Annotated in this window: 18 protein-coding genes; 9 read left to right on the top strand and 9 right to left on the bottom strand. The window is 65.5% G+C overall.

Translation table 11 applies throughout. The annotated features are described in order from the left end of the window. Nucleotide 1: 1 nt before the first annotated feature. The 4 genes from flgK to IVB01_RS15745 all read right to left on the bottom strand — a co-directional run bounded on the left by flgK (nucleotide 2) and on the right by IVB01_RS15745 (nucleotide 6,417). Nucleotides 2-1,885, bottom strand: coding sequence for a flagellar hook-associated protein FlgK (gene flgK / locus IVB01_RS15760; protein WP_247494685.1), 1,884 nt, complete (start codon nucleotides 1,883-1,885; stop codon nucleotides 2-4). A gap of 34 nt (nucleotides 1,886-1,919) precedes the next feature. Beyond that, nucleotides 1,920-4,181, bottom strand: a complete 2,262-nt coding sequence (locus tag IVB01_RS15755) for a flagellar hook-basal body complex protein (RefSeq protein WP_247278680.1) — start codon at nucleotides 4,179-4,181, stop codon at nucleotides 1,920-1,922. Nucleotides 4,182-4,359: 178 nt separating this feature from the next. Continuing rightward, nucleotides 4,360-4,872 carry a peptide-methionine (R)-S-oxide reductase MsrB gene (gene msrB, locus IVB01_RS15750; protein WP_247421890.1) on the bottom strand — a complete coding sequence of 171 codons (513 nt, stop codon included), beginning with the start codon at nucleotides 4,870-4,872 and terminating at the stop codon, nucleotides 4,360-4,362. Between the two features lie 87 nt (nucleotides 4,873-4,959). Then, nucleotides 4,960-6,417, bottom strand: a complete 1,458-nt coding sequence (locus IVB01_RS15745; RefSeq protein WP_247421893.1) for an FAD-binding oxidoreductase — start codon at nucleotides 6,415-6,417, stop codon at nucleotides 4,960-4,962. 92 nt (nucleotides 6,418-6,509) lie between these two features. Between IVB01_RS15745 and IVB01_RS15740 the strand changes: the two genes are divergently transcribed. Together IVB01_RS15740 and IVB01_RS15735 are read left to right on the top strand one after the other, a co-directional pair. Continuing rightward, nucleotides 6,510-7,046, top strand: coding sequence for a histidine phosphatase family protein (locus IVB01_RS15740; protein ID WP_247421894.1), 537 nt, complete (start codon nucleotides 6,510-6,512; stop codon nucleotides 7,044-7,046). Nucleotides 7,047-7,095: 49 nt separating this feature from the next. After that, nucleotides 7,096-7,521, top strand: coding sequence for a universal stress protein (locus IVB01_RS15735; protein ID WP_247421898.1), 426 nt, complete (start codon nucleotides 7,096-7,098; stop codon nucleotides 7,519-7,521). A 1,109-nt stretch (nucleotides 7,522-8,630) separates the two neighbouring features. Here IVB01_RS15735 and IVB01_RS15730 read toward each other — a convergent pair. Continuing rightward, nucleotides 8,631-8,867, bottom strand: a complete 237-nt coding sequence (locus tag IVB01_RS15730; RefSeq protein WP_247421900.1) for a DUF1127 domain-containing protein — start codon at nucleotides 8,865-8,867, stop codon at nucleotides 8,631-8,633. Between the two features lie 186 nt (nucleotides 8,868-9,053). Here IVB01_RS15730 and IVB01_RS15725 point away from each other — a divergent pair, with 186 nt between their 5' ends. Beyond that, a complete protein-coding gene (locus IVB01_RS15725) occupies nucleotides 9,054-10,397 on the top strand; it encodes a PLP-dependent aminotransferase family protein (RefSeq protein WP_247494684.1) in 1,344 nt (447 codons plus the stop codon). A gap of 7 nt (nucleotides 10,398-10,404) precedes the next feature. On the opposite strand, the gene IVB01_RS15720 is transcribed toward IVB01_RS15725, so the two are convergent. Further along, on the bottom strand, nucleotides 10,405-10,986 hold the full coding sequence (locus IVB01_RS15720; protein WP_247421905.1) for a hypothetical protein: 582 nt from the start codon (nucleotides 10,984-10,986) through the stop codon (nucleotides 10,405-10,407). 78 nt (nucleotides 10,987-11,064) lie between these two features. Between IVB01_RS15720 and IVB01_RS15715 the strand changes: the two genes are divergently transcribed. After that, complete coding sequence (locus IVB01_RS15715) at nucleotides 11,065-11,499, top strand: hypothetical protein (RefSeq protein ID WP_247421907.1); 435 nt, start codon at nucleotides 11,065-11,067, stop codon at nucleotides 11,497-11,499. Nucleotides 11,500-11,503: 4 nt separating this feature from the next. On the opposite strand, the gene IVB01_RS15710 is transcribed toward IVB01_RS15715, so the two are convergent. The 3 genes from IVB01_RS15710 to IVB01_RS15700 form a co-directional block, all read right to left on the bottom strand. Beyond that, nucleotides 11,504-13,903: an EAL domain-containing protein gene (locus IVB01_RS15710; RefSeq protein WP_247469406.1), complete on the bottom strand. Its 2,400-nt coding sequence runs from the start codon at nucleotides 13,901-13,903 to the stop codon at nucleotides 11,504-11,506. Between the two features lie 111 nt (nucleotides 13,904-14,014). Beyond that, nucleotides 14,015-15,424 carry an MFS transporter gene (locus IVB01_RS15705; RefSeq protein ID WP_247421912.1) on the bottom strand — a complete coding sequence of 470 codons (1,410 nt, stop codon included), beginning with the start codon at nucleotides 15,422-15,424 and terminating at the stop codon, nucleotides 14,015-14,017. Nucleotides 15,425-15,633: 209 nt separating this feature from the next. After that, a complete protein-coding gene (locus IVB01_RS15700; RefSeq protein WP_247421914.1) occupies nucleotides 15,634-16,140 on the bottom strand; it encodes a ferritin-like domain-containing protein in 507 nt (168 codons plus the stop codon). Nucleotides 16,141-16,567: 427 nt separating this feature from the next. Here IVB01_RS15700 and IVB01_RS15695 point away from each other — a divergent pair, with 427 nt between their 5' ends. The 5 genes from IVB01_RS15695 (at nucleotide 16,568) to kdgD (ending at nucleotide 23,590) form a co-directional block, all read left to right on the top strand. Continuing rightward, complete coding sequence (locus tag IVB01_RS15695; protein WP_247421917.1) at nucleotides 16,568-17,650, top strand: YbhN family protein; 1,083 nt, start codon at nucleotides 16,568-16,570, stop codon at nucleotides 17,648-17,650. A gap of 79 nt (nucleotides 17,651-17,729) precedes the next feature. Further along, the gene (locus IVB01_RS15690; protein WP_247421921.1) at nucleotides 17,730-19,682 is read left to right on the top strand and encodes a hypothetical protein; all 1,953 of its coding nucleotides are present in this window, start codon (nucleotides 17,730-17,732) and stop codon (nucleotides 19,680-19,682) included. Nucleotides 19,683-20,137: 455 nt separating this feature from the next. After that, nucleotides 20,138-21,490: an MFS transporter gene (locus IVB01_RS15685; protein ID WP_247421923.1), complete on the top strand. Its 1,353-nt coding sequence runs from the start codon at nucleotides 20,138-20,140 to the stop codon at nucleotides 21,488-21,490. 126 nt (nucleotides 21,491-21,616) lie between these two features. After that, entirely contained in the window at nucleotides 21,617-22,522 is a 906-nt protein-coding gene (locus tag IVB01_RS15680) for a LysR substrate-binding domain-containing protein (protein WP_247421924.1), read from the top strand. Nucleotides 22,523-22,645: 123 nt separating this feature from the next. Continuing rightward, nucleotides 22,646-23,590, top strand: a complete 945-nt coding sequence (gene kdgD, locus IVB01_RS15675; protein ID WP_247421925.1) for a 5-dehydro-4-deoxyglucarate dehydratase — start codon at nucleotides 22,646-22,648, stop codon at nucleotides 23,588-23,590. Nucleotides 23,591-23,607 lie beyond the last annotated feature (17 nt).

Here is a 23,607-nt window from a genome sequence, read left to right as displayed (position 1 = left end):
GTTACCCTTGAGCCTGGAGCAACGTGTTCATCATGCTCTGCACCACCGACATGACGTGGGCGTTGGCGGCATAGGCATTCTGAAGCTGGATCAGGTTCGACATCTCCGAGTCCAGGTTGACGCTGGAGGTCGAGTTGAACTTGGCCTGGAGCGTCGAGACCACGACGCTCTGGCCCTGCTGGAGCTGGGTCGCCTGGGTCGCGGCATTGGCCTGCACGCTCAGGAACTGCTGGAGGTAGTTCGAAACGCTGCCGGTGAAGGGCTGGCTCGCCGAGCCGAGCCCGCTCTGCGGCGAATAGGAGAACACGGCATTGGTGAGCTGGGAATAGAGATAGTCCGAACGCGTGGTGTCGCCCGCGGACGTCACCGGCGAGGTGTTGTAGACCGACAGCCGGGTCGGATCGGAAACCAGCTGCGTGTTCACGGCGATGCGTCCGGCAAGGCCGGTCATCTGCGAACCCGACGCGGTGATCGCGCCGGTGTAGAGCGCCTGGCCGCCGTCGGTGAACAGCGGCAGTTGCGGGTTGCCCGAGGTCAGCGTCGAGATCGTCTTGGTGGTCGAGGCCGAATTGACCTTGGCAAGGCCGGTGTTGTCGTCGGCTACCCGCAGCGTCGTGGCCGTCGCCGGCGACGGGGCGGCGGCGAACGACAGATGCGTGCCTGATAGCGCGGTGTTGAGCGCAGAGGCGATCGCGCCCATGCCGCCGGCGAAGTTGATGCCGATCCGCATCGGGTTGGCATTCGTCGCGTTCTGCAACGGCAACGCGGCCGGATCGGTCACGTTGACCAGCGTGATCTGGCGCTGCGTGTTGGTGGTCGTGTCCGTGTAGGTGATGTTGACGGTGTTGCCCGGCGCCGCACCGGCGAGGTCGAGATCGAATCCGGCCGGCGGACCGGAGACCGTGCTGCCGGCCGTGGTCTTGTCGGACAGCGCGCTCGACATCGTGGCGGCGAGCTGGTCGATCTGGTTCTGCGCCTGCACCAACGTCTGGTCGCGCAGCTTCAGGTCAGCCGCGATCTGGCCGGAAGACACCACGTTGTTGGCGACGACGTCGACCTGCGAGCCGTTCGGCAGCTTGATGTTGAACGCGCCGACGCCGGACTTGGCCGGATCGATGTTGTAGAGCGAGGTCGCCGACAGCGCGCCCGCGGACGCAAAGGAGAATTCCGAGGCGAGCCCGGCGCCGACGAGCTGAATCCCGGTCGTGGTGTAGATGTTGGCCTGGTTCGAGCCGTCCGTCGTGACGCGGACGTCGACAAATTTCGACAGCGTGTTGATGGCCTGGTCGCGCTGATCCATCAGCGTCGCGGCGGAGGGATCGTTGGCCGACAGGCCCTGGAGCCTGGTGTTGATCTCGGCGATCTGCTGCATTGCCGCGTTGGCGGCTTGCGCCGAAGTGCCCAGATCCTGCTCGACGTTGGAGCGCAGCGACTGGATGCCTTTGGTCGTGACATTGAGCTGCTGTGCCAGCGCCTGGGCCGCGCCGAGGGCCACGGTCTGCGCCGACGACGCGCCCGAGCTTGTCGACAGCGCCTGCAGCGCCGTGGTGAAATTGTTCAGCGCAGTTTCGAGCGTGCCGGAATTGCCGGGCGTGCCATAGACATTCTGAAGCTGCTTCAGGATGTTGGCCATCTGGTCGGCGTAGCCGCTGCCACCGGTCTCGGTCCGTAGCTGGTTCAGCACGTAGCTGTCGAGCTCGCGGCTGACACCGGTGGTCATCGCCGTCGAGCCGAAGTCGCCAGTGGTTACCTCGATCTGGTTCGGCGTCTGGACGACGTAACCCGGCGTCTGCGAATTTGCGACGTTCGAGGAGACGATCGAGAGCGCGGCCTGGTTGGCACGCAGACCGCTCATCGCACTGGCGAGGGCCGAACTCAAACCCATGTTACTAGCCGCCTTTGGTTACGTTACGCGCCGATCAGCGCAACACGTTCAAGAGGTCCTGCACCATCGAATTCGCGGTCGTGATCACCTTGGTGTTGGCCGAATAGGCCTGCTGGGTCACGATCAGCTTGGTGAATTCGTCGGCGATGTCGGTGTTGGATCCCTCCAGCGACGAGCCGCTGATGGTGCCCGAAGCGCCATCGATGGCGTCTCCCGACTGTTCAGTCGCGGCATAAGCGCCGCCGTCGAGCGCCTTCAGATAGTTTGTGCCGTTGAAATGCGACAGCTGGACCTGAGCGAGGTTGAGGTTCTGGCCATTCGAGAAGGTTCCGACCACGATGCCATTGTTGTTGACGGCAACCGAGCGGAGCTGACCGGCGGAATAGCCGTTCTGGGTGATGGTGTTGATGGTCACCGCGCCGCTCGTGCTGGCATATTGCGTTAGCCCGCCCGAGGAGATGTTGAAGGCGACGGAGCCGAGCGACTGGCCGCTCACGCTGACATTGTTGATGGTGATGCCCGAGCCGCTCGGCGAGGTCAGCGAGCCGTCCGAGGCAAAAGTGAAGGCCTGGCCGGTATTGACCCAGCCGACCGTCGTGCCGGTCGCATTCGGGTCGGTCTGGTAGAACAGGTTCCAGGTATCGGAATGGCCCGCGCCCAGCGAAGCGCTGTCCGTCTTGGCCCAGCGCAATTGCAGATTCACCGGCGTGCCGGCGGCGTTGTAGGCGGTCACGGCACCGCCGCTGATCGATTCCTTGGTGAAGGTGGCGATGTCGTTGCCGATCACACCGCCGGTGCCGGCGGTGCCGCCGCCGTCGCGATTCTTGGTGATGGTCGAGGTGAAGCCGAGCGCGGCAAAGGCCGCGCTGTTCGAGCTCGACACTGTGAGATTAGAGACGGTGCCGGTATTCAGCGTGATCACGCCACCGCTGCTCACCGACGACCCCGACCCGCCGGAGAGTGCGTCGATCTTGCCGAGCAGGGTCGTGATGTTGTCGGTGATGTTGATCTGGTTCGGACCCGAGGCACCCGAGGCGACGAACGTCAGCGTCTGACCGTTGACGGTGATCGTGTCGGCGGGCGGGCCTGCGGAAAAACCCGACGAGAGCACTTGCGCGCCGCCGGCGGTCGCCGTGCCGCTCAGCACCGTTGAGCCCGAGATCGCGGGCGAGGACAGCACGTTTCCGCCGCGCGTCACGCTGCTGATGCCGAGCGCGGTGGCTGCCGTACCGCTGCCCACCGCCACGTCGGTACCGGTACCGCTGGAGATCACGATGTTGCCGCTGGCGGAGAGCGACGCCGTGACACCGGCGCCGCCGGCGGTCTGGATCGCGTTCAGGATGTCCGCCACCGTAGCCGTCGTGCCCGCACCGAGACCGATCGTGGTGTTGCTGCCGACCGTCGAGACCGTCGTGCCGGCGTTGAAGGTGACCGTGTTGCCGTTAATGGTCAGCGTCTGGCCGCTCAGCGCGGTGAGAATGCTAGAGGCGAGATGCGTACCTACCGTGTTGTCGAGGGAGGTGGTGGTCGAAGCCACGGCGGACGAATTGTTCTGAAGCGCAACCGTACCCGTGCCCGTGGTCGACGAGTAGGGCGAGCGGACGTTGCCGGTCGCCGCCGCGCCGGAAACTTTTGCGTTGGCATAGGGTGCCGGCGGTGTGCCGACGGGCAACGGGTTGGCGGCGAAGTCGGATGGGTTCAGTCCACCAGCCGCCAGCAGCGTGCCCGTCGCCGCCGTCGTGCTCGCCACCGTGTTCGGCTGCGTCGGCAGGTTCGCGGCGTACTGGATCGAGGTGGTCGCCTGCGCCGGAATGAAATTGTTCTGGAATTGCAGGACGGTCGCCACGTTGCCCTGCGGATTGCCCGTCTTCGGGTCGACCGTGACGCCCATCAGGTAATAACCGGCGCCATTGACCAGATTGCCGTTGGCATTGAGCTGGAAGTCGCCACGCCTGGTGTAGTAGGTGACGCCGCTGAACACCGGTACGTTGTCGACGACGCCGGTCGCCTTCTGGATCGAGAAGAAACCGTCGCCGGTGATCGCCATGTTGGTGGCGACGGTGGACGACGAGATCGTTCCCTGCGTCGTGATGGTGGCCTTGGCGTTGGCCGTCACGCCGCCTGCGACCTGCTTGCTCGGCACGGACGAGTCGGGAATGAGATCGACGAAGCTGGTGCCGATGCCCTTGTAACCGGTGGTCGATGAGTTCGCGATGTTGCCGGAAATGTTCTGAAGCGCGAACGACTGCGCCTGCAGGCCACCCACCGAGGTGTTCATTGCATCGAAGATACCCATAACTTTGTCTCCAAATCCGATCCCGGCGGCCGGTCGAGCCTGGCCGCAGTCGGAGGAGACAGCCGCAAAGGCTATGCCAATGCGGGTATCTTCAGGAAATCAACGACTTAAATCAACATGCCCCGGTCGGACGACCGGGGCACAATTGCCGGGCCGGCAACAATTGCCGGATCAAACTTCACGTCGCCGACGCCGCCGCGGGATGGAAGACCAGCCCGAAACCATCGATGCAATAGCGCAGTCCGGTCGGCTTCGGACCGTCGTCGAAGACGTGGCCGAGATGGCCGCCGCAGCGCCGGCAATGCACTTCGGTGCGGATCATGCCGTAAGCACGGTCCTCGGTCTTGCCGACATTGCCCTCGATCGGCTGGTAGAAGCTCGGCCAACCGGTGCCGCTCTCGAACTTGGTGTCGGAGCTAAACAACGGCAGGTCGCAGCCGGCGCAGGCGAAGATGCCCTTGCGATGCTCCTTGAGCAGTGGGCTGGAGCCGGGCCGCTCGGTGCCGTGATTGCGCAGGATCTCATATTGCTGCGGCGTGAGCTGGGCACGCCATTCGGCCTCCGTCTTCACGATCTCGAACTTTTCCGCGGCCTTCTCGCCAGCCTCGGCCGGCGATGCCCTCAGCCAGCGGAAGGCCGAAAGGCCGAACAACCCGGCGGCAGTCGATAGCAGGATGCGGCGATCAAACATCTCATTCTCCGTGCGGGAGCGTTCACGCCCTGAGATACGGGCTTCTGACGGCCGACGTTACACTTCCGGGCAGAATTATTCTCGGGTCTATTGCGAGACGCTGTCCTCCTGCGGGGCTGGTTCCGACGCCTGGGCCGCAGCTCGTGGCGGCGGTGCCGGCCGTGGCCGGACCCCGGGCGGCAGACGGCGCGGACCGGTGCCAGCCGCCCGGTTGGCTTCGGCGAGGCGCGCCTCGCGTTTCCCGTCCTTGACCCGCGCCCGCTCGCGGTAGCGGGCGAGCGAGCCGGCGGCCGCGGAACTCGCCCTGCCCCAGAGCCCGACCAACTGGCCCGCGACCCGTCCGGTCATCCCTCCCGCCCAGACCAGCTCGAAGGGCGAAAACAGGCGCCAGCGTTCATCACCCCGCAGGATGCTGCGCGCGATCAACTGTCCGGCCATGGCCGAGGTGTTCATGCCCTGGCGGCCGAACCCGCTCGCCACCCACAGGCCTTTGCGCAGTTGGCCGATCTGCGGCATGCCGTGCACCGTCTGGCCGGTGGCGCCGCCGAACATATCGGTGATCTCGACATTGCCGAGCTGGGGAAAAATCGTGCGGATCCGCCGCCTGACCGCGCCGGCGAAACGCTGCGGACGCGCCGCCCAGGTGGTCACCGGGCTCTCCCACATCAGCCGGTCGCCGTCGACGATACGGAAATGGTCGATGCCGCCAGCATCCATCACCGATCCTTTGAAGGCGGTGATCTCGTGCACGCGCTCGCCAAGCGGCGCGGTGATGCCGGCATAGCGCCAGACCGGAAGCAACGTCTCCGACAGGCGCCGCAGGGGCGCGCCGAGATGGATGTTGCCGGCGAGCACGATATGAGTCGCGCGCAGCCGCGCCGAGGGCGTGACGATGCGCTTGCGGATGCCGGAATGATCGATGCTGACGACCGGGGTATCCTCGAAGATGCTGGCGCCTGCCCGCCGCGCCAATGCCGCAAGGCCGTGCACATATTCGCGGCCGTCGACCTGGAACGCGCGGGGATAATGGATGCCGTGGAAGTAGCGATCGGTCTTGAGCGCTGCGCGGACGCGATCGACCTGCCAGCCCTCGACCTCGGTGTCGAAATCCTCGTGCAGCATCTGCAGCCGGCTGATCAGCCGGTCGCCGTCATCGACATTGGACACTTCCAGCGCGCCCTCGCGGAGGCCGATCCCCGGCATGTTCTCTTCGGTGGCGTTGGCGCGGACGAACTCGGCGCCTTGCTTCGACAGCGTCCACAATTCGCGCGCGTCCTCGAGACCGACGCGCTCGATCAGATCCGCGAGCGACAGTGCAAAGCCCGGCATCACGGTGCCGAGCTGGTTGCCGGAGGCGTTCCAGCCGATATGGCGGCCCTCGAGCACCGCGACGCTGGCCCCGAGCCGGGCCGCCTCCAGCGCGATGGAGAGGCCGGCAAGCCCCGCCCCGATCACGCAGATGTCGGCATCGAGATCGAACGTCAGCCGCGTCCGCTCGCGAAAGCCGGCTTCTTCCTGGGACACGCTTGTGAAAGTCTCGCTCATGTCGTTTCTTAACGGACCCATCGGGCGCTTGTCACCTTGTTCTCAACCCGCGCCTGTTGATTATCCTGGATGCGTAACGATTCGAGAATGCCATGCGCCGTTTGATGCTGCTGCGTCACGCCAAGACCGAGACCGACGCGCCGAGCGGCCGTGACCAGGATCGCCGGCTCGACGACCGCGGCCACAAGGATGCTGCGCGGATGGGCGACTGGATCGCCGCCCATCCGCCCTTCCCCGAGACCGTGCTGGTGTCGCATGCCGTCCGGGCCCGGCAGACCTGGGACATCGCCTGGGAGGCAATGAAGGACCGCGTCGCTGCGCCGCAGGTCGAGGTCCTGCCGGAACTTTATGGCGCCGATCCCGCGCAGATCCTGGACGCCATTCGCACTGCAACCGCCCCGGCCGACCCTAAGCAATTGCTGCTGGTCGGCCACAATCCCGGCATGCACGAGGTCGCGCTCATGCTGATGGGCGGCGGCGATCCGGCCGGCGCGCGGGCACTCGGCCACAACCTGCCCACCGCGGGGCTTGCGATCTTCGACTTTGACGTCAAGGATTGGGGTGACGTGGCCTACCGCCGCGGCAAACTGGTGCTGTTGGTCAGCCCCAAGCTGCTTCGATCGGGATGATCGCGCGACGTACCGCTAAGACGTGCTGACCGAAAGATTGGAGGCGCAGATGTTCAAGTCCATCCTCGTGCCCATCGACCTCGCCGACACCGAACTCGCTAAGCCGGCGATCGCGACCGCGGCGACGTTGTCGCAAACCTGGGGCGGCGTTGTACGCCTGCTCAACGTGCTGCCGATGACGCCGGTGATGCTGGCCGAATACGTGCCGGCCGATTTCGACGAGCAGCAGCGCCAGACCTCGGAAGAAGCGCTCGCCATCGTCGCGCGGGAGTCCGGGATCGAACCCTCCCGCATCTCCAGCGTGGTGCGCCAGGGCGGCATCTACCACGAGATCCTGGAGGAAGCGGTGCACATGAAAGCCGACCTGATCGTGATGACCTCGCACCGGCCGGCGATGCGCACCTATTTCCTCGGCTCCAACGCCGGACACGTCGTGCGCTACGCCAAATGCTCGGTGCTGGTGGTCAGGCACTGAGTGTCGCAGCCAACTCCGTCATTGCGAGCGCAGCGAAGCAATCCAGAGTCTTTCCGCGGCGGCAGTCTGGATTGCTTCGCTGCGCTCGCAATGACGATGGCGAGGCACCGTCCGCCCATTGCTCGGCCTACAAGATCTCGCGTTGCCTGTCGGGCAAAACACGCCAGGGCTGGGTCAACCCGCGCCGTTCGATATATTCCGCTTTACCGAAATTCGGAAATGACGTATGCCTCTCCGCAACCCGGCCCAAGCAAGAGGGGCGTATCGCGATCGTCACGACACGCGGGCCGGGCGGCGGTGGACGCAGGTCACATCGGCACGAAGGACTTCGCAGGGCGGAGAGCCGTGAGCGGGGACCTCGCGCACTCGACCGGTGTGATCGGCGTACGGCGAAATCGTGTGGTCCTGGCGCCCGGGGTCTGTGCGCCAAGTCTTGCAGTGATGTGAGCGGCCCAACCGGACCGCGGCATCAGTTATCGGCAAGGCGACGGGGGCAATAGTGCATCGCTCCCCGGGGAGCACCGCGACATAAGCCGTTCCAACCATCCGCGCAGGGAAGGCCGGGATGTCTCCGGTTGCCCTGTTGTCCGCTATGCATGAAGCACACGCAATCTGCTCTTGGCATGGCGGCCCATGGGAGCCAACCGGCTCCCGGTCTTCCCTGCGCCCTCTTCAATTAGAGGGCAAGGCACCGAAGCAGAGCTCGGGCGAACAAGCCGCGAGGATGCGAAGGTGTGTCTACGATTGAAATGCGAATTGAAAGCGCGATGCCATCACCCCACACTCCGTCATTGCGAGCGCAGCGAAGCAATCCAAAAATGTATCCGCGGATAGATTCTGGATTGCTTCGCGGAGCCTGTCATCGGGCCGCGCTTCGCGCGGACCCGTTGGCTCGCAACGACGATGTTGATGCAGGCGCGCGACAAAACTCCCCGCTCGTGCCCTGGACGCAGCGCAGCGCTTCTTCATCGGTGCGCTCAAGAGCCGGGGCCCATCCATCCGCTAGTGCGGTGGCCTGCTGGGTCCCGACTCTGCGCCGCAGCGTAAACGCTGCAGCGTGTCTGAGACACGCGGAGGGCGAACGCCGTCACCCCACCTCCGCCATCGTCTCACAAATACCGCGTCAGCTCGGCCTTGAACTGCCCGTAGACGGCGTCCTCGATCTGGCTGCGCGTGATGCCGATGTCGCGCAGGGCGCGGTCGTCGAGCTGGTTCAGCGTCTTGACGGCGGAGCGGCGCTCGAGGCGGTCGAACAGCGCATAAGTGGCGGCGACGAGCGTGCTGAAAAATCCGCTCGATGAGGAGGGGCGTAAACTCCGCCCGGCAGTTTGCGAGATCGTGGTCATTGTTCTTCTCCGGCGTGCTGTCCCGCGCGGCGAAGCCGATGCCGTTGGCGCAGACGCTTCGAGCGCTTGCACCTCATTTGCCGTGGGATTGCTCTCGCTCTCCTCGGCTCAATCGCGGAACTTGATGGAACCTAAATGCTTCAGTACACTGCTCGGAGCAAGTAAAACATTGCTCTCGGTGCAATAATGTCCAAGTTCGAGTACGTGAAGCTCGCCGATGCCATTGCGGCCGATATCACTAACGGCAGGTTAAGGCCCGGCGACCGGCTGCTGCCGCAGCGCAATTTTGCCTATGACCGCGGCATCGCGGTCTCGACCGCGAGCCGGGTTTACACCGAATTGCTCCGTCGCGGGCTCGTGGTCGGCGAGGTCGGCCGCGGCACCTTCATCTCCGGCGATGTCAGGCGCGAAGTCGAGACGATCAGGGAGCCTGTCGACGCGCGCATCAATTTCGAGGTCAATTATCCGCTGCTGCCCCAGCAATGGGCGATGATCGCCAAGAGCCTTGCGGGGCTCGAGCGCGTCGACGCGCTCGAATCCGCGCTGCGCGTCTCGACCAGCACCGGCACCAAGAGCGCGCGCGTGGCGGCCGCCGCCTATCTCGCACGCAAGGATTTCGCGCCGCAGGCCGAGCAGATTTTCTTTACCGCCAACGGCAAGCAGTCACTCGCGGCCGCGCTCGCAGCGCTCGTCCCCACCGGGGGCCGCTGCGGTGTCGAGGCCCTGACCTATCCCTACGTCAAGAGCATCGCCGCGCGGCTCGGCGTGACGCTGGTCCCGATCCCGATGGACGAGCACGGCGCGCGGCCCGACGCCATCCAGAAAGCGCATCGCGAAGCCCACCTGTCGGCGCTGTATCTCCAGCCCATCATCCAGAATCCGCTCGGCGTCACCATGAACGCAACGCGGCGCGCCGACATCATGCGCATCGCCGAGAAGCTCGATCTCACCATCATCGAGGACGCCGTCTACGGCTTCCTCGCCGACGACGCGCCGCTCGCGGCGCTCGGGCCCGACCGCTGTATCGTGCTCGACAGCCTGTCCAAGAAGGTCGCGCCCGGCCTTGCGCTCGGCATCCTGGTCGCGCCGCCGCATCTGCGCGAGAGCGTGATGAGCGCGATCCGCACCGGCGGCTGGATCGCCTCCGGCCACGCGCTGGCGTCGGGCCAGCGGCTGATGGCCGACGGCACCGTCGCCGAGCTGACAAGGCTGAAGCGCATCGACGCCGCGCGCCGCCAGCAGACCGCAGCGAGGCTCTTGGCCGGCTACCAGCTCGCGGCCGATCCGCGCGCCTATCATCTCTGGCTGACGCTGCCACCGCATTGGCGTTCGCAGACCTTCGTCGCCGCGGCAGCCCGGCGCGGCATCGCGCTGACGCCGTCCTCGACGTTCGCAATTGCTCATGGTCATGCACCGAATGCGGTGCGGCTCGCGCTCGCTCCGCCGTCGCCCGAGCAGCTCGATTCCGGCCTGCGCACGATCGTCTCGCTGCTCGGCAACAAGGAAGAGGATTTCGACTCGACGGAGTAGCGATCGTCTATGGCAGCAAGGACCGGGGCAATTGATCGAAGCTGTAGCTCCGCGGCTGGTTGCGCCGGACGAAGCCGCCGACCTGCCAGGCGAACAGCGCGGCAAAGCCGAGGATGAACAGCGCGCCGGCGAACTCGCCGATCATCAGCGCGCGAATCAACAGCACCGCCATCGCCGCCGTCAGCACCGCAAGGAAGACCAGCACCGCCGCATAGGCCATGCGGCCGAGGCCCGCGCTCAGCGTCGCCCGGCTGCCAGCCTTGGCCATGCGTGCATGCAGCGCGACGATGAACTGGCGAAAACCGCTGTCCTGCGGCGCCATCAGCGCGGCCGTTTGCCAGCTCGTCGACAGGATCGCGATGCGCCCACCATCGGCGTGGCTGACATCGGCGCGAAAGCGGTGCTGCTGCATCGAAACTGGGCGGAACGACAGCCGGATCGCGCTGATCTCGTCATAGCGCCACAGCGCGGAGCGCCCGGCGATGTGCCAGGACAGGCCCTCGTCCGTCAGCTCGAAGCGGTGCGCCGAACCGATCAGCGAGGCCTTGTAGGCATAGCTCGTGACTGCGTCAGCATCCGAAACCTGCATCTCGACATCGATCCCGTCCGCGCGATCCCGTCAGCGATCCGCTTGCGCGAACACCCTCGCCCATCCTACAAGCGGGGCATGGCTGAGACGACCTTTTTTCCGCGCCGCCTGATTCTCGGCGCCGCCGTGATCTCCGGCGTGCTGCTCGCGCTCGCGGTGCACATGCTGGGCGCGCGCTACGGGCTCGACCTCGGCGGTCTCTGGCGCGCCGACACGCATGAGTTCATCCCGGCCGGCGCGGCGATCGCCTGGTGGCTGATCGCCACCGTCGGCTTTTCCGGCGGCTATTTCACGGCATCATTGATGCAGAGCGCCGTCTCCGGCCAGATCCCGCAACGGATGCGCCAATTCCTGATCGCAGTCGGCGTGCTACTGCTCGCGGGCGCGGGCCAGGCGGCCTCGGCACCGAGCCCGATCCCAACGGTCTCGGGCGTCCTGGCCGGGCTCGCTGCGCTGTGCCTCGGCGCTGTGATGGCATTTTGCGGCGCGCATTTTGCGGTGCGCCGCGGCTAGGCCATCACGCCGACGCGAGTAGCCGCGGCCGGTCCAGCATGATCGCGATATCGGAAGCAGGCCGCGGCTTGCTGAACAAATAGCCTTGCGCCTGGGTACAGCCTTCACGCCGGAGCAGCTCGAGCTGCGCGTCGTTCTCGACGCCTTCCGCCGTGGTGACGATACCGAGGCTGCGGCCGAGGCCGGTCACAGCGCGGATGATCGCCATGGAATCCTCGCGCGTCGCCAGCTCCGATACGAACGAGCGATCGATCTTGATCTTGTCGAACGGGAAGCTGCGCAAATAGCTCAGCGACGAATAACCGGTGCCGAAATCGTCGAGCGAGATCCGCACGCCCATCGCGCGCAGCTCGTGCAGGGTCGTCAGCGTCGCCTCGCTGTTCTGGAGCAGCACCGATTCGGTGATCTCGAGCTCGAGGCGGCGCGCATCAAGTCCCGAGATGGCCAGCGCCTCGGTCACCGATGCGATCAGGTTCGGGCTCTTGAACTGCACCGGCGACAGGTTGACGGCGACGTCGACATCGTCGGGCCAGGTCGCCGCGTCGGTGCAGGCGGAGCGCAGCACGAACTCGCCGAGCTGAACGATGAGCCCGGTCTCCTCGGCCAGCGGTATGAAGCTGATCGGTGCGATCAGCCCGCGCTGCGGGTGGTTCCAGCGCAGCAGCGCCTCGAAGGCGACGACGCGGCCGCTCGCGACGTCACGGATCGGCTGATAATACGCTACGAACTCGTCACGTTGCAGCGCCGCGCGCAGATCCATTTCCAGGAGGCGCCGCGCCTGCGCGCGCGCATCCATGCCGGTCTCGAAGAAGCGATAGGTGCCGCGGCCGTCCGCCTTGGCGCGGTAGAGCGCGAGGTCTGCGTTCTTCAGGAGCTCGTCCGGATGGCTGCCATCCTGCGGCGACAGCGAGATGCCGATCGAGACGCCGATCACGATCTGATGGTCGTCGATCTCGTAAGGCGCCGAGATCACCTCGACCAGGCGCCCGGCAAGCGATCTCGCAGCGGTTTCCTCGGAACGTCCGATCTGGACCACCGCAAACTCGTCGCCGCCGAGCCGCGCCACGGTGTCGTGCTCGCCGACGGTGGACTTCAGCCTGCGGCCGACTTCCTTTAGCAGCGCATCGCCGATGGGGTGGCCGAGCGAGTCGTTGATGTCCTTGAAGTGATCGAGATCAAGACAAAGCACCGCGAGCTGGTCGCCCGACGTGGTCCGGCGCAGCCCATGCTCGAGTTGTTCGTGGAACAGCACGCGGTTCGGCAGGCTGGTCAGCGCATCATGGCGCGCCATGTGCGAGATCTTGGCCTGCGCCTCCAGCCATTCGGTGATGTCCTCGAAAGTGGCGACCCAGCCGCCGCCCTGCATCGGCTGGTTGACCACCCGGATGGAGCGGCCGAACCGGTTGACGACGTCGGTCGTGGTGCGTCCCTCCCGCGCGTCGGCGACGAGGCGGGCGAAGAATTGATCCGCGTCGCCCTGCCACTGGCCGTTCGCCTGCTCTTCCCTAAGCACGTCGACCAAAAGGCGGCCGGTGAGCAGGATGTCGGTGCGACGGAGCATCGCGGCATAGCGCTCGTTGAACAGGATGATCTTGCCGTTCGCGTCAAACATGCACAGTCCTTGCGACATGTTCTCGAGGGCGCTGTCCAGCACGATCTGCTGGCGCCCCAGTTCGCCCTTGGCGCGGCGGTCGAGCAGCGCGGCCACGAGCGCAATCGCGATGATCGCGACCGCAGCGCTGGCGGTGAGGAAGGACAGCGAGGCCGGCGGGATGGAGAGCCCGCTGATCGCGCGGGTCGGGTCCGGCGTCAGCAGCACCGCTCCCATCGCGGTGAAATGATGCGCGACGATGGCAAGCGTCAGCAGCGCAGTCGCGCTCAGCGTATGGGAGAGGTCGTCGCGCCGCGCGGCGATGAACAATGCGAAGGCCGCAAAGACGATTCCGAACAGCACCGAGGCGGCAACCGTGCTTCCGATCCAGGCCACCCGCGCCGGAATCTCCAGCGCCGCCATGCCGGTGTAGTGCATCGCCGCAACACCAGAGCCGACAATCGCGCCGCCGAGGGCGATCCACACCTGGCGCGAGGACGATACCGCGATGCTCAGCCCCACGAAGGTCACGGAGATCGCAAGGATCAAGGAGAGGAGCGTTACCGGGATGTTGTAGGCGCCGGCACCGCCCGGCCCGTAGGCGAGCATCGCGATGAAATGCGTCGCCCAGATGCCGCATCCGCTGACGGCGGCATCCAGAGCGATCCAGACCAGACGCCCGGGCCCCTGCGTCGCGCGTGCGCGTTGAAACAGGCTGATTGCCGCCGCGCTGGCGAGCAGACACACCGCAGCGCCAAGCGCGACCAGTCGCCAATCGTGCTCGTCGGTGAGACAGAAGAGAACTTGATACATCGCCGGCCCCTATCGACCGGCACTTGAGCCGACAGAGATGGACGATTGGTAACTGGCTACAAACCTGCTCCGGGAATGGTGAATGGGAGATGTGTGCGTTCGCTCAATTGTTCATCCTCGCGCCGGCGCACCGACGCCGATGACGGCGGCGGCAATCAGCAAGACCGCCGCCGAGATGACCAGCGACAGATGCAGCCCTGTCATGAACGCACGGTCAGACGCCACCAGCGAACCGAACAGAGCAACGCCGAGCACACTGCCGGTCTGCCGCGTCGCGTTCAGGACGCCGGCCGCGATGCCGGAACGCGCCTTCTCGACGCTGCCGAGCAGCGTTGACGTCAGCGGCGGCACCAGTAGGCCGAGCCCTCCGCTGATCGCGATCGTCTGCGCGCAGATCGCCCAGTAGCTGGTCCCGGCTTCGATCCAGAGCAGGCCGAGACAGCCGATTGCCGAGATGCAGGCGCCGAGGATGATGGTCGGGCACGAGCCGATGCGCTCGGCCAGGCGCGGCGCCAGCAGATTGACCGGCAGAACCGCCGCCATCATCGGCACGAAGGCAAGCCCGGTCCACCATGCCGACAGCCCGTTGATCCTCTGGAAATACAGGCTGAGCACGAAGATCAGGCCGTAGATCGCGATGTTCACCAGCAGTCCCACGAGCGAGGTCAGCGTGAACAGCCGCTGGCCGAACAATGACAGCGGCAGCATCGGCTGCGCCGCCCGGCTCTCACGCCAGACAAAGAGCACGGCGAGAATGGCGGCGCCGACAAAGGCTGCGATCACGGCCGGATGGTCCCAGCCGAGCGCCCCGCCTTCGATGATTGCTCCGGCAAGCGCGCCCAGCGCACCGATCGCAGCCAGCTGGCCAGGCAGATCGATCTCGCGCGAGCGCGCGCGCGTGGTCTCGCTGGCATAGCGCCAGCTCAGCCACAGGCCCGCGAGCCCGATCGGCAGATTGACCAGGAAGATCGCGCGCCAGCTGACCAGCGTGATCAACGCGCCGCCGACAAAGGGGCCGGCGGTGAGTGCAAGGCTTGCTCCGGCGGCCCAGACCGCGACGGCGCGGCCGCGCTCGCGGTCGTCCGCATAGGCATGATTGAGCAGGGCAAGAGAATTCGGCACCAGGATCGCCGCCGCCAGGCCCTGAACTAGCCGTGCTGCGATCAGCACGACCGCATTGGGCGACAGCGCACAGGCGAGCGAGGCCGCGGTGAAGATGGCGAACCCCGCCATGAAGACGCGCTTGGCGCCGATCCGGTCACCCAGCGCACCGGCCGTGAGGATGAAGGCTGCAAACGCGATGGTGTAGGCGCTGACCACCCATTGCAGCTCGGCGACCCCGCCGCCGAGCGCCCTGCCCATTGCATCGAGCGCGGTGTTGACGATGGTGACGTCGAGCTGCACCACGCCATAGCCGAGGCTCATGGCGGCAAGCGTGAGGGAGGTTGCAAGATGCGAGCGGGCCCGCGGCGCAGCACTCGCCTTGTCTAAGGTTCGGTGTTTGATGGTGCTTGCTCGCATGCTGCCACCTCGCTTGCAGCCCCATGCGAAATATACCCCTCCGGCGGGCCGTCATGTTTCGACAATGGTCGAATAATGGATGTGGCTGCGCCCGGCCGCCACCCATAAAGTGCATCGCCCGTCTTGTGCGCAGTGGCGCACTGGGATGCGCCGGAAATAAGACGCCGCGCGACCATCGCGCGGCGTCGTCGTCTTGGCTCCGTCTTGCCTCAGCTCGCCGCGCGCAGATTCACCTTGCTCTCGGCGAGCGTCGTCAGCTTCTTGTCGGTCGCCTTCTCCTCCTCAAGCGTCTTGGCAAGCACCGCCGCGCAATCATTGCGGCCGAGCTGCTTGGCCCAGGCGATCAGGCTGCCGTAGCGGGCGATCTCGTAATGCTCAGCGGCTTGGGCCGCATTGATCAGCGCCGCGTCGAGCACGGCCTTGTCGGCAACTTCGCCCGCCGTCTCGTCGGCTTCCTCGATGATGCCGTCGATCGCCGGGCAGTCGATCGCCTTCACGGCGACGCCGTGCATCTTCAACACTTCCTCGAGACGCGCCACGTGCTGCTTGGTTTCTTCAAGGTGCGTCAAAAAGCCCTGTTTCAGCTGCGGGTCGGTGGCCTTGCTGGCCATTTTCGGCAGCGCCTTGGTGAGCTGCTGCTCGGCGTAATAGATATCCTGGAGCTGGTGCACGAACAGGTCGTTCATGGTTTTGATGTCTTTTGTGAACAGTCCCATCGTTCCGGTCCTCTCGGTTCAGGAACACGACGGCATGGGCCTGCACGAAAGGCCGCCTGTTCCGCCATGTCCGGTTGCTGATGGGGCCTAACGAGCACGCGGCACCGACGTTCCAAGACACCCTTCGCTTGCGCTGGAACAATGCCGACGGCGCCAGGATTTGAAACCATCCTCCTTAAACACGAATGCGCTTTCCGAACCGCACGTCGCGACTCATATGCTTAACGCGCGTCGGATGTGAACCACATATGACAAAAGTGGCTGGTCCAACGCAGAACCTATTGTTGTCAAGGGCTGCACAAGCCGCTGTTTTTGCCTTAAATGAGCTGGATCATGCCAAGCGATCGACGCCTGCCCTTTGGCCGTCATCGTACCCGCACTGGCCAATGCCTGGCCGGATCGGTCTTGCCCCCCGCCGGGAGGATGAATGCACGGACTGCTGCCCGCGCTGAAACGCGGCTTCAATAGATGGATTGGCTGGCGACGGCTCGGCATTGCCGCGAGCGTCTTCATCATTGCCTTCGCAATCACCACGCTGGTGCGGACCCTCAAGGGCATCGATACCGGAGTTATCTTGACGGCGTTGACCGAGATTCCTCGCGGGAATATCGGTCTGGCGGCGATCTGCGTCTTCTTCGCGTTCTGCACGCTGACATTCTACGACTTTTTCGCACTGCGAACGATCGGCAAGAAGCACGTGCCTTATCGCATCGCGGCGCTCTCCAGCTTCACGTCCTATTCGATCGGCCACAACATCGGCGCTACCGTCTTCACCGGCGGAGCGATCCGCTTCCGGATATATTCGGATTATGGGCTGAACGCGATCGACGTCGCCAAAATCTGCTTCCTGTCCGGCCTGACCTTCTGGCTCGGTAACATCTTCGTGCTCTCGATCGGCATGGCCATCCATCCGGGTGCGGCGTCGTCGATGGATCAGCTGCCGTCGTCGATCAACCGGTTGATCGCGCTCGGCGGCCTCGCCTCGATCGGCGCTTATCTGGTCTGGCTCTGCATGGGTGAGAAACGGCGCGAGCTCGGCCAGAAGGGCTGGAAGGTGGTGCTGCCCTCGGCGCCCCTGACGCTGGTGCAGATCCTGATCGGCGTGATCGATCTCGGCTTCTGCGCCACGGCGATGTACCTGCTGATGCCGGCCAATCCACCGATCGACTTCATGTCGCTCGCCGTTGTGTTCATCCTGGCAACGCTGCTCGGCTTTGCCAGCCATGCGCCGGGCTCGATCGGCGTATTCGATGCCGCCATGCTGGTGGCGCTTCCCGAATTCGGCCGCGAGGAGCTTCTGGCGACGCTGCTGGTGTTCCGCATCCTCTATTTCGTGATCCCGTTCGGCCTCGCCATCTCCATCATGGGCACGCGCGAGCTCTGGATGAACGTGGTCGCGCCGTGGCAGGAGCGGCGGCGGCTGGCGGAGGCCTGCACCCAGGCCAACCTGCCCAAGCAGGTGGCCGCGATGGAGCGCGAGCGTGCGCTGCGGCAGGCCGGCAAGCGGTAGGCCACTCAGACATAGGTTGCGGGCGGGGCAGCTATCCCCTCTTATTTCCGCCTCAACTTTGCCGTTGAACACGCGGGCCATGATCCCTCCCTCCTTTCGCACCTTCTCCGCAGGCGCCCTCCTGCTTGCCGGGATTCTGACCGCTTTGCCGCTCGAGCGCGCTGCCGCTCAGGACGCCGGCGCCATGCAGATCAGCTGGGAGGTGCGCAACCGCTTCCGCCTGTTCCGCGAAGAGCGCGATTTCCTGCTCCATGTCGAGAATGCGCGCAACCGCAGCATCCTGGCCGCCGAGCAGTCGCTGGAGCTCCAGAGCGAGGGCCGCGGCTGGGCCCGCAACATGGTCAACCGGCTCTGCATCGACCTCCAGGGCCGGGTCAACCAGCCCTGCACCCGCGACAACGTCAAGGAGAACTACATCACCCCGATCGATCATCCCGTCACTGTGCGCCTCCTCGGCGCAGTGCCGGTCGGCGCCACCTGCGCCTGGTCGTTCGATGACGGCGACGGGCCGCAAGCGTCGACCTTCGATTGCGCCGAGCCGGTCAATTTGCGCGTCCGTTACGGCAAGCAGACGGTCGCGACCGTCGACGTCTCCTCCGGCTCCGATCCGACCCAGCGGGTCCAGGCTGAGATCCAGGTTCGCGACATTTTCGTTGCCGGCCTCGGGGACAGTATCGCCTCCGGCGAAGGCAATCCGGACCGGCCGCTGGCGCTGTCGGACGAAGGTTTCTGCTTCCGCTCCTATCTCGGCACCGCCGGCGCGCAGTACTATCGGCCGAGCCGCGCCGGCTTCAAAGGCGGCCGCGCCTGCGAGGCGCCGGACACGCTCGCCAACTGGCAACGCTACAGTGCGCTCTGGTTCAACGCGCCCTGTCACCGCTCGCTCTACAGCTATCAGGCCCGCACCGCGCTGGCGCTCGCGGTGCGCTACACCCACATCGCCGTGACCTTCCTGCCGCTCGCCTGCACCGGCGCCGGCATCGGCGACGGACTGCTCGGCTCGCAGCGCGCCCGCGAATGCCCGCCCGGCAAGACCGGCGTCTGCAACACCAGCGTGAACGCGCAGGTCGCCGAGCTGCGCGAAGCGCTCACCGCGGCGAAGAAACGCCAGCCCGACCGCACGCTCGATCTCGTGCTGCTCTCGGTGGGCGCCAACGACGTCTATTTTTCCGGCCTCGTCGCCGACGTCATCGTCGACACCGCGACCGAGCGCGCACTGTTCCGCCGCTCCGGCGTGATGGCGAGCGTCGACGATTCCCGCGATGCGCTGGCGCGCGAGCTGCCGCAGAATTTCGTCAAGCTGCGCGAGGCGCTGAAGCCGCTGGTCGGCGGCGACCTCTCACATGTGGTCTATGTCTCCTACGCCAACCCGGCGCTCGCCGACGGCGGCGTGCCCTGCCGCGGCGGCCGTGGCGGCTTCGACATCCATCCATCTTTCAATGCCGATCCGCAGCGCCTCGCCCGGGTCTCCACCTTCGTCGACACCGAATTCCTGCCGCAGCTGAAGGGGCTCGCCACCTGTACCCGCGGCGCGCTCTGCCGCGATACCGAAGCCGACCGCATGACCTTCGTCGATGCGCACCAGGCCGCGTTCGCCGATCACGGCTTCTGCGCCCATTCCGGCAACGATCCCGAATTCGACCGCACCTGCTTTGCCGAGAACGGCCAGAGCTTCAATCCCGACATCGTGACGGCGGCGAGTCAGCCGATGCTGTGCGGTCGCGGCGCCTCGGAATATCGCGCCTACCTGCCCCGTGCCCGCTGGATCCGCGACGCCAACGATAGCTATTTTGCTGCGATGACCTATCCGCAAGGATTGCCGGCCGCGAGCCAGCCGACCGACATCCACGACGCCACCTGGGGCGTGCTCTCCGCCGTCTATGGCGGCGCCGTGCATCCAAGCGCCGAAGGCCACGCCGCGATGGCCGATGCCGCACTGCCTGCCGCGAGCGCCGTGCTCGGGCTGGATGCAGTGCCGCCAAGCGTGACGCGCGGATTTCTGCCGCAGCTACTTCCGAGCGCGCGGCAGTAGGACGACGACGAGCTCTCTCCTCCCTGTCATTGCGGGCGCAGCGAAGCACTCCAGAGTCCCTCCTCGGCAAGATTCTGGATTGCTTCGCGGAGCCTGTCATCGGGCCGCGCTTCGCGCGGACCCGTTGGCTCGCAATGACGAGCTTGGCCCACACTCTCGGTGTCGTCGCCCGCGCGGGCAGGCGATCCAGTACTCCGAGGCGGTTGTGATTGAACCGAGAAGCCGCGGCGTACTGGATTTCCGCCTTCGCGGGGAATGACGGCGGGTTGGCTCGTGTAGTGCGCCGTAGCCAAACTGCGCTCGCGCATTCTCGTCACGTCGCATCGTTCCCCTTGTCTGCCGTTCCATCAATCCAAAAACGGCATCGATCGATACCCCCTTGAACTTGGACACTTTGCCGCGCGCGCCTCTAGGAGTCGCCTTGAGGAAATGTTCGAGTTCTAAGGAGGCGCGTGATGAGCGCAGTGGTGTCCGCAGCGGACGTGAGGCGGTCTCGCGTCAGGCTGTTCATCGTGACCATGTTGTTCCTGGTCACCACCGTCAATTACGCCGACCGCGCCACGCTGTCGATCGCAGGCCCCGCACTCTCCAAGGAGCTGCATCTCGATCCGGTCGCGATGGGCTACATCTTCTCGGCGTTCGGCTGGTCCTATGTGATCGCGCAGGTGCCGGGCGGCTGGTTGCTCGACCGCTACGGCTCGCGCCTCGTCTATGCCTTCAGCATCATCGTCTGGTCGATCTTCACGATGATGCAGGGCTGGGTCGGCTTTTTCAGCACCGGCACCGCGATCGTCGTGCTGTTCGCGTTACGCTTCCTGGTCGGCATCGCCGAAGCGCCCTCCTTCCCCGCCAATGCGCGCATCGTCGCGGCCTGGTTTCCGGGCAACGAGCGCGGCACCGCGTCGGCGTTCTTCAATTCGGGGCAGTATTTCGCGACCGTGATCTTCGCGCCGCTGATGGGCTGGATCGCGCACGCCTACGGCTGGCGCTTCGTGTTCTTCGTGATGGGCGCGCTCGGCGTCGTCATGGGCCTCATCTGGATCAAGACCATCTACGGCCCGGAGGAGCATCCTTCGATCAGTGATGCCGAGTTCGACTACATCAAGGAGGGCGGCGCGCTGGTCGATCTCGACGCGTCCAAGGACGATCTGAAGCAGGAGCGCGCGCCTCAATCCGGCTCCGGGTGGGACCACATCCGCCAGTTGCTCTCCAACCGCATGATGCTCGGCGTCTATCTCGGCCAGTATTGCATCAACACGCTGACCTATTTCTTCCTGACCTGGTTTCCGGTCTACCTCGTCAAGGAGCGTGGGCTGTCGATCCTGCAAGCCGGCTTCGTCGCGACGCTCCCGGCGCTGTGCGGCTTCATCGGCGGCGTGCTTGGCGGCATCATCTCCGACGCCATCCTGCGCAAGACGGGCTCGCTGACCCTGGCGCGCAAGATCCCGATTGTCGGCGGCATGCTGCTATCGATGTCGATCATCGCCTGCAATTATGTCGACGGACAGGCGTTCGTGGTCGGCTTCATGGCGCTCGCCTTCTTCGGCAAGGGCATCGGCGCGCTCGGCTGGGCGGTCGTCTCCGACACCTCGCCGAAGGAAGCCAGCGGCGTCTCCGGCGGCCTGTTCAACACGTTCGGCAATCTCTCCTCGATCACCACCCCGATCGTGATCGGCTACATCCTGGCCGCAACCGGTTCGTTCAACGGCGCGCTGGTGTTCGTTGGTCTCAACGCGCTGGTGGCGGCGTTCGCCTATGTTGTGATCGTCGGCAAGATCGAGCGGGTGATGCTCAAACGTTCCTCCTGAGAGCTCCGAGCAATCGGAGCGGACCAGGCAACTCAACGGCGGCTTAATCAGCCGCCGTCTTTGTTTTGGGGGTGATCGATGCTAGAAGTGTCGGGGAAACGCCTTATCCATCTAAGGCATGTATCGATGTTCGACCTCAACCAGCTCCGCTGTTTCGTCACGGTGGCGGAGGAATTGCATTTCGGCCGCGCCGCCGCGCGGCTGAACATGACCCAGCCGCCTTTGTCGCGGCAGATCCAGGTGCTCGAGCACATCATCGATGCGCCGCTTCTGGAGCGTACCAGCCGCTCGGTGCGCCTGACGCCCGCGGGGCGAAGCTTCCTGCCGGAGGCGCGGCGCATCCTCAAGCTTGCGGAAAGCGCCTCGCAGGTCGCCCGCCGCATCGCGCTCGGCAAGACCGGCTCGCTGAAGATCGGCTTCACGGCCGCCGCGGCCTACGGCTTCCTGCCTGAGCTCGTCGCCGCCTGCCGCGCAAAGCTGCCCGAAGTGGATTTCTCGCTGAAGGAGATGGTGTCCGGCGACCAGTTCGAGGCGCTGACCTCGGGCCAGATCGACGCCGGCCTGCTGAGGCCGCCGATCGCGCGTCCAGAGCTCGCCAGCCGCCGCGTCGTCGCGGAGCCCCTGCTCGCCGCGATCCCGAAGAAGCATCCGCTGGCGAACGCCGACAGCGTCACCATCAAGGATTTCGACGACCAGCCCTTCGTGATGTATTCGCCTTACGAGAGCCGCTACTTTCACGACCTGCTGGTGGCGCTGTTCACGCGCGCCGACGTGCTGCCGCGCTATGTCCAGCATCTCAGCCAGATCCATTCGATCCTCGCCATGGTGCGCGCCGGCCTCGGCCTCGCCATCGTGCCGGCGGCGGCGGCGAGTCTGAAGATCTCCGACGTGCGGCTGCGGCCGCTGAAGCTGCGCACCCGCCTTCCGGTCGAGCTCTTCATGGTCTGGCGCCGTGACGACGAGAATCCGTTGCTCTCGGCCCTCGTCAAAATCGCCGGTGAATTGTCCTCCGCGGAGGTGACAGAGGATTGATGCTCAATCTGCATCAGTCGATATAGGCTTTGGCTTGGACGCGCATCGAACGGTCTCCTAAACACCGGCCCATGGACGCGCAGGCTTGCGTCCTTCACAACACGCAAGAAGGGAGCCGCGCCCATGAGCAAGATGACCCCGCCGGAGATGGCCCAGAAGATCGGATCTGGCCTCCTGTCCTTCCCCGTCACGCCGTTCAGGGCTGACTACTCCTTCGACGAGGCGACCTACCGCGCCAACATGGACTGGCTGTGCGGCTATGACGTCGCCGGCCTGTTCGCCGCCGGCGGCACCGGTGAGTTCTTCTCGCTAACGCCGACCGAGGTTCCGCAAATCGTCAAGATCGCCGTCGAGGAGACCAAGGGCCGCGTGCCCGTGCTCGCCGGCACCGGCTACGGCACCGCGATCGCGCGCGAAATCGCCATTGGTGCCGAGAAGGCCGGCGCCGACGGCTTGCTGCTGCTGCCGCCCTATCTCACGCATGCCGAGCAAGAGGGTCTCGCCGCCCATGTCGAGGCAGTCTGCGCCGCCGTGAAGATCGGCGTCATCGTCTACAACCGCGACAACGCCATTCTCCAGCCCGACACGCTGGCTCGCCTTGCCGAGCGCTGCCCGAACCTCGTCGGCTACAAGGACGGCATTGGCGACATCGAGCTGATGACCCGCGTCTACACCAAGCTCGGCGACCGCCTGACCTATATCGGCGGCCTGCCGACCGCGGAGACCTTCGCGCTGCCCTATCTCGACATGGGCGTGACGACCTATTCCTCGGCCGTGTTCAACTTCGTGCCGGAATTCGCCACCAACTTCTACGCGGCCGTGCGCAAGCGCGACCACCAGACGATCCACGCCGGCCTGAAGAACTTCATCCTGCCGCTGATCGCGATCCGCAACCGCAAGAAGGGCTATGCAGTCTCGATCATCAAGGCCGGCATGAAGGTGATCGGCCGCGACTCCGGCCCGGTCCGTCCGCCGCTGACCGATCTCGCCGAGCAGGAGGTGGCGGAACTGACCGCGCTAGTAAAGAATCTGCCCGCCATCCGATCGACACAACAGGCAGCAGAATAACGAACGATAATAGAGAG

The organism is Bradyrhizobium sp. 164, assembly GCF_023073715.1.
In the GTDB taxonomy this organism is placed as follows: domain Bacteria; phylum Pseudomonadota; class Alphaproteobacteria; order Rhizobiales; family Xanthobacteraceae; genus Bradyrhizobium.
This window is presented reverse-complemented; position numbering and strand designations above follow the sequence as displayed.

Excerpts from the sequence above, each read along its gene's own strand:
- flgK (WP_247494685.1), bottom strand. The coding sequence starts at position 1,885 with ATGGGTTTGAGTTCGGCCCTCGCCAGTGCGATGAGCGGTCTGCGTGCC.
- IVB01_RS15755 (WP_247278680.1), bottom strand. The coding sequence starts at position 4,181 with ATGGGTATCTTCGATGCAATGAACACCTCGGTGGGTGGCCTGCAGGCG.
- msrB (WP_247421890.1), bottom strand. The coding sequence starts at position 4,872 with ATGTTTGATCGCCGCATCCTGCTATCGACTGCCGCCGGGTTGTTCGGC.
- IVB01_RS15745 (WP_247421893.1), bottom strand. The coding sequence starts at position 6,417 with ATGAGCGAGACTTTCACAAGCGTGTCCCAGGAAGAAGCCGGCTTTCGC.
- IVB01_RS15740 (WP_247421894.1), top strand. The coding sequence starts at position 6,510 with ATGCGCCGTTTGATGCTGCTGCGTCACGCCAAGACCGAGACCGACGCG.
- IVB01_RS15735 (WP_247421898.1), top strand. The coding sequence starts at position 7,096 with ATGTTCAAGTCCATCCTCGTGCCCATCGACCTCGCCGACACCGAACTC.
- IVB01_RS15730 (WP_247421900.1), bottom strand. The coding sequence starts at position 8,867 with ATGACCACGATCTCGCAAACTGCCGGGCGGAGTTTACGCCCCTCCTCA.
- IVB01_RS15725 (WP_247494684.1), top strand. The coding sequence starts at position 9,054 with ATGTCCAAGTTCGAGTACGTGAAGCTCGCCGATGCCATTGCGGCCGAT.
- IVB01_RS15720 (WP_247421905.1), bottom strand. The coding sequence starts at position 10,986 with ATGCAGGTTTCGGATGCTGACGCAGTCACGAGCTATGCCTACAAGGCC.
- IVB01_RS15715 (WP_247421907.1), top strand. The coding sequence starts at position 11,065 with ATGGCTGAGACGACCTTTTTTCCGCGCCGCCTGATTCTCGGCGCCGCC.
- IVB01_RS15710 (WP_247469406.1), bottom strand. The coding sequence starts at position 13,903 with ATGTATCAAGTTCTCTTCTGTCTCACCGACGAGCACGATTGGCGACTG.
- IVB01_RS15705 (WP_247421912.1), bottom strand. The coding sequence starts at position 15,424 with ATGCGAGCAAGCACCATCAAACACCGAACCTTAGACAAGGCGAGTGCT.
- IVB01_RS15700 (WP_247421914.1), bottom strand. The coding sequence starts at position 16,140 with ATGGGACTGTTCACAAAAGACATCAAAACCATGAACGACCTGTTCGTG.
- IVB01_RS15695 (WP_247421917.1), top strand. The coding sequence starts at position 16,568 with ATGCACGGACTGCTGCCCGCGCTGAAACGCGGCTTCAATAGATGGATT.
- IVB01_RS15690 (WP_247421921.1), top strand. The coding sequence starts at position 17,730 with ATGATCCCTCCCTCCTTTCGCACCTTCTCCGCAGGCGCCCTCCTGCTT.
- IVB01_RS15685 (WP_247421923.1), top strand. The coding sequence starts at position 20,138 with ATGAGCGCAGTGGTGTCCGCAGCGGACGTGAGGCGGTCTCGCGTCAGG.
- IVB01_RS15680 (WP_247421924.1), top strand. The coding sequence starts at position 21,617 with ATGTTCGACCTCAACCAGCTCCGCTGTTTCGTCACGGTGGCGGAGGAA.
- kdgD (WP_247421925.1), top strand. The coding sequence starts at position 22,646 with ATGAGCAAGATGACCCCGCCGGAGATGGCCCAGAAGATCGGATCTGGC.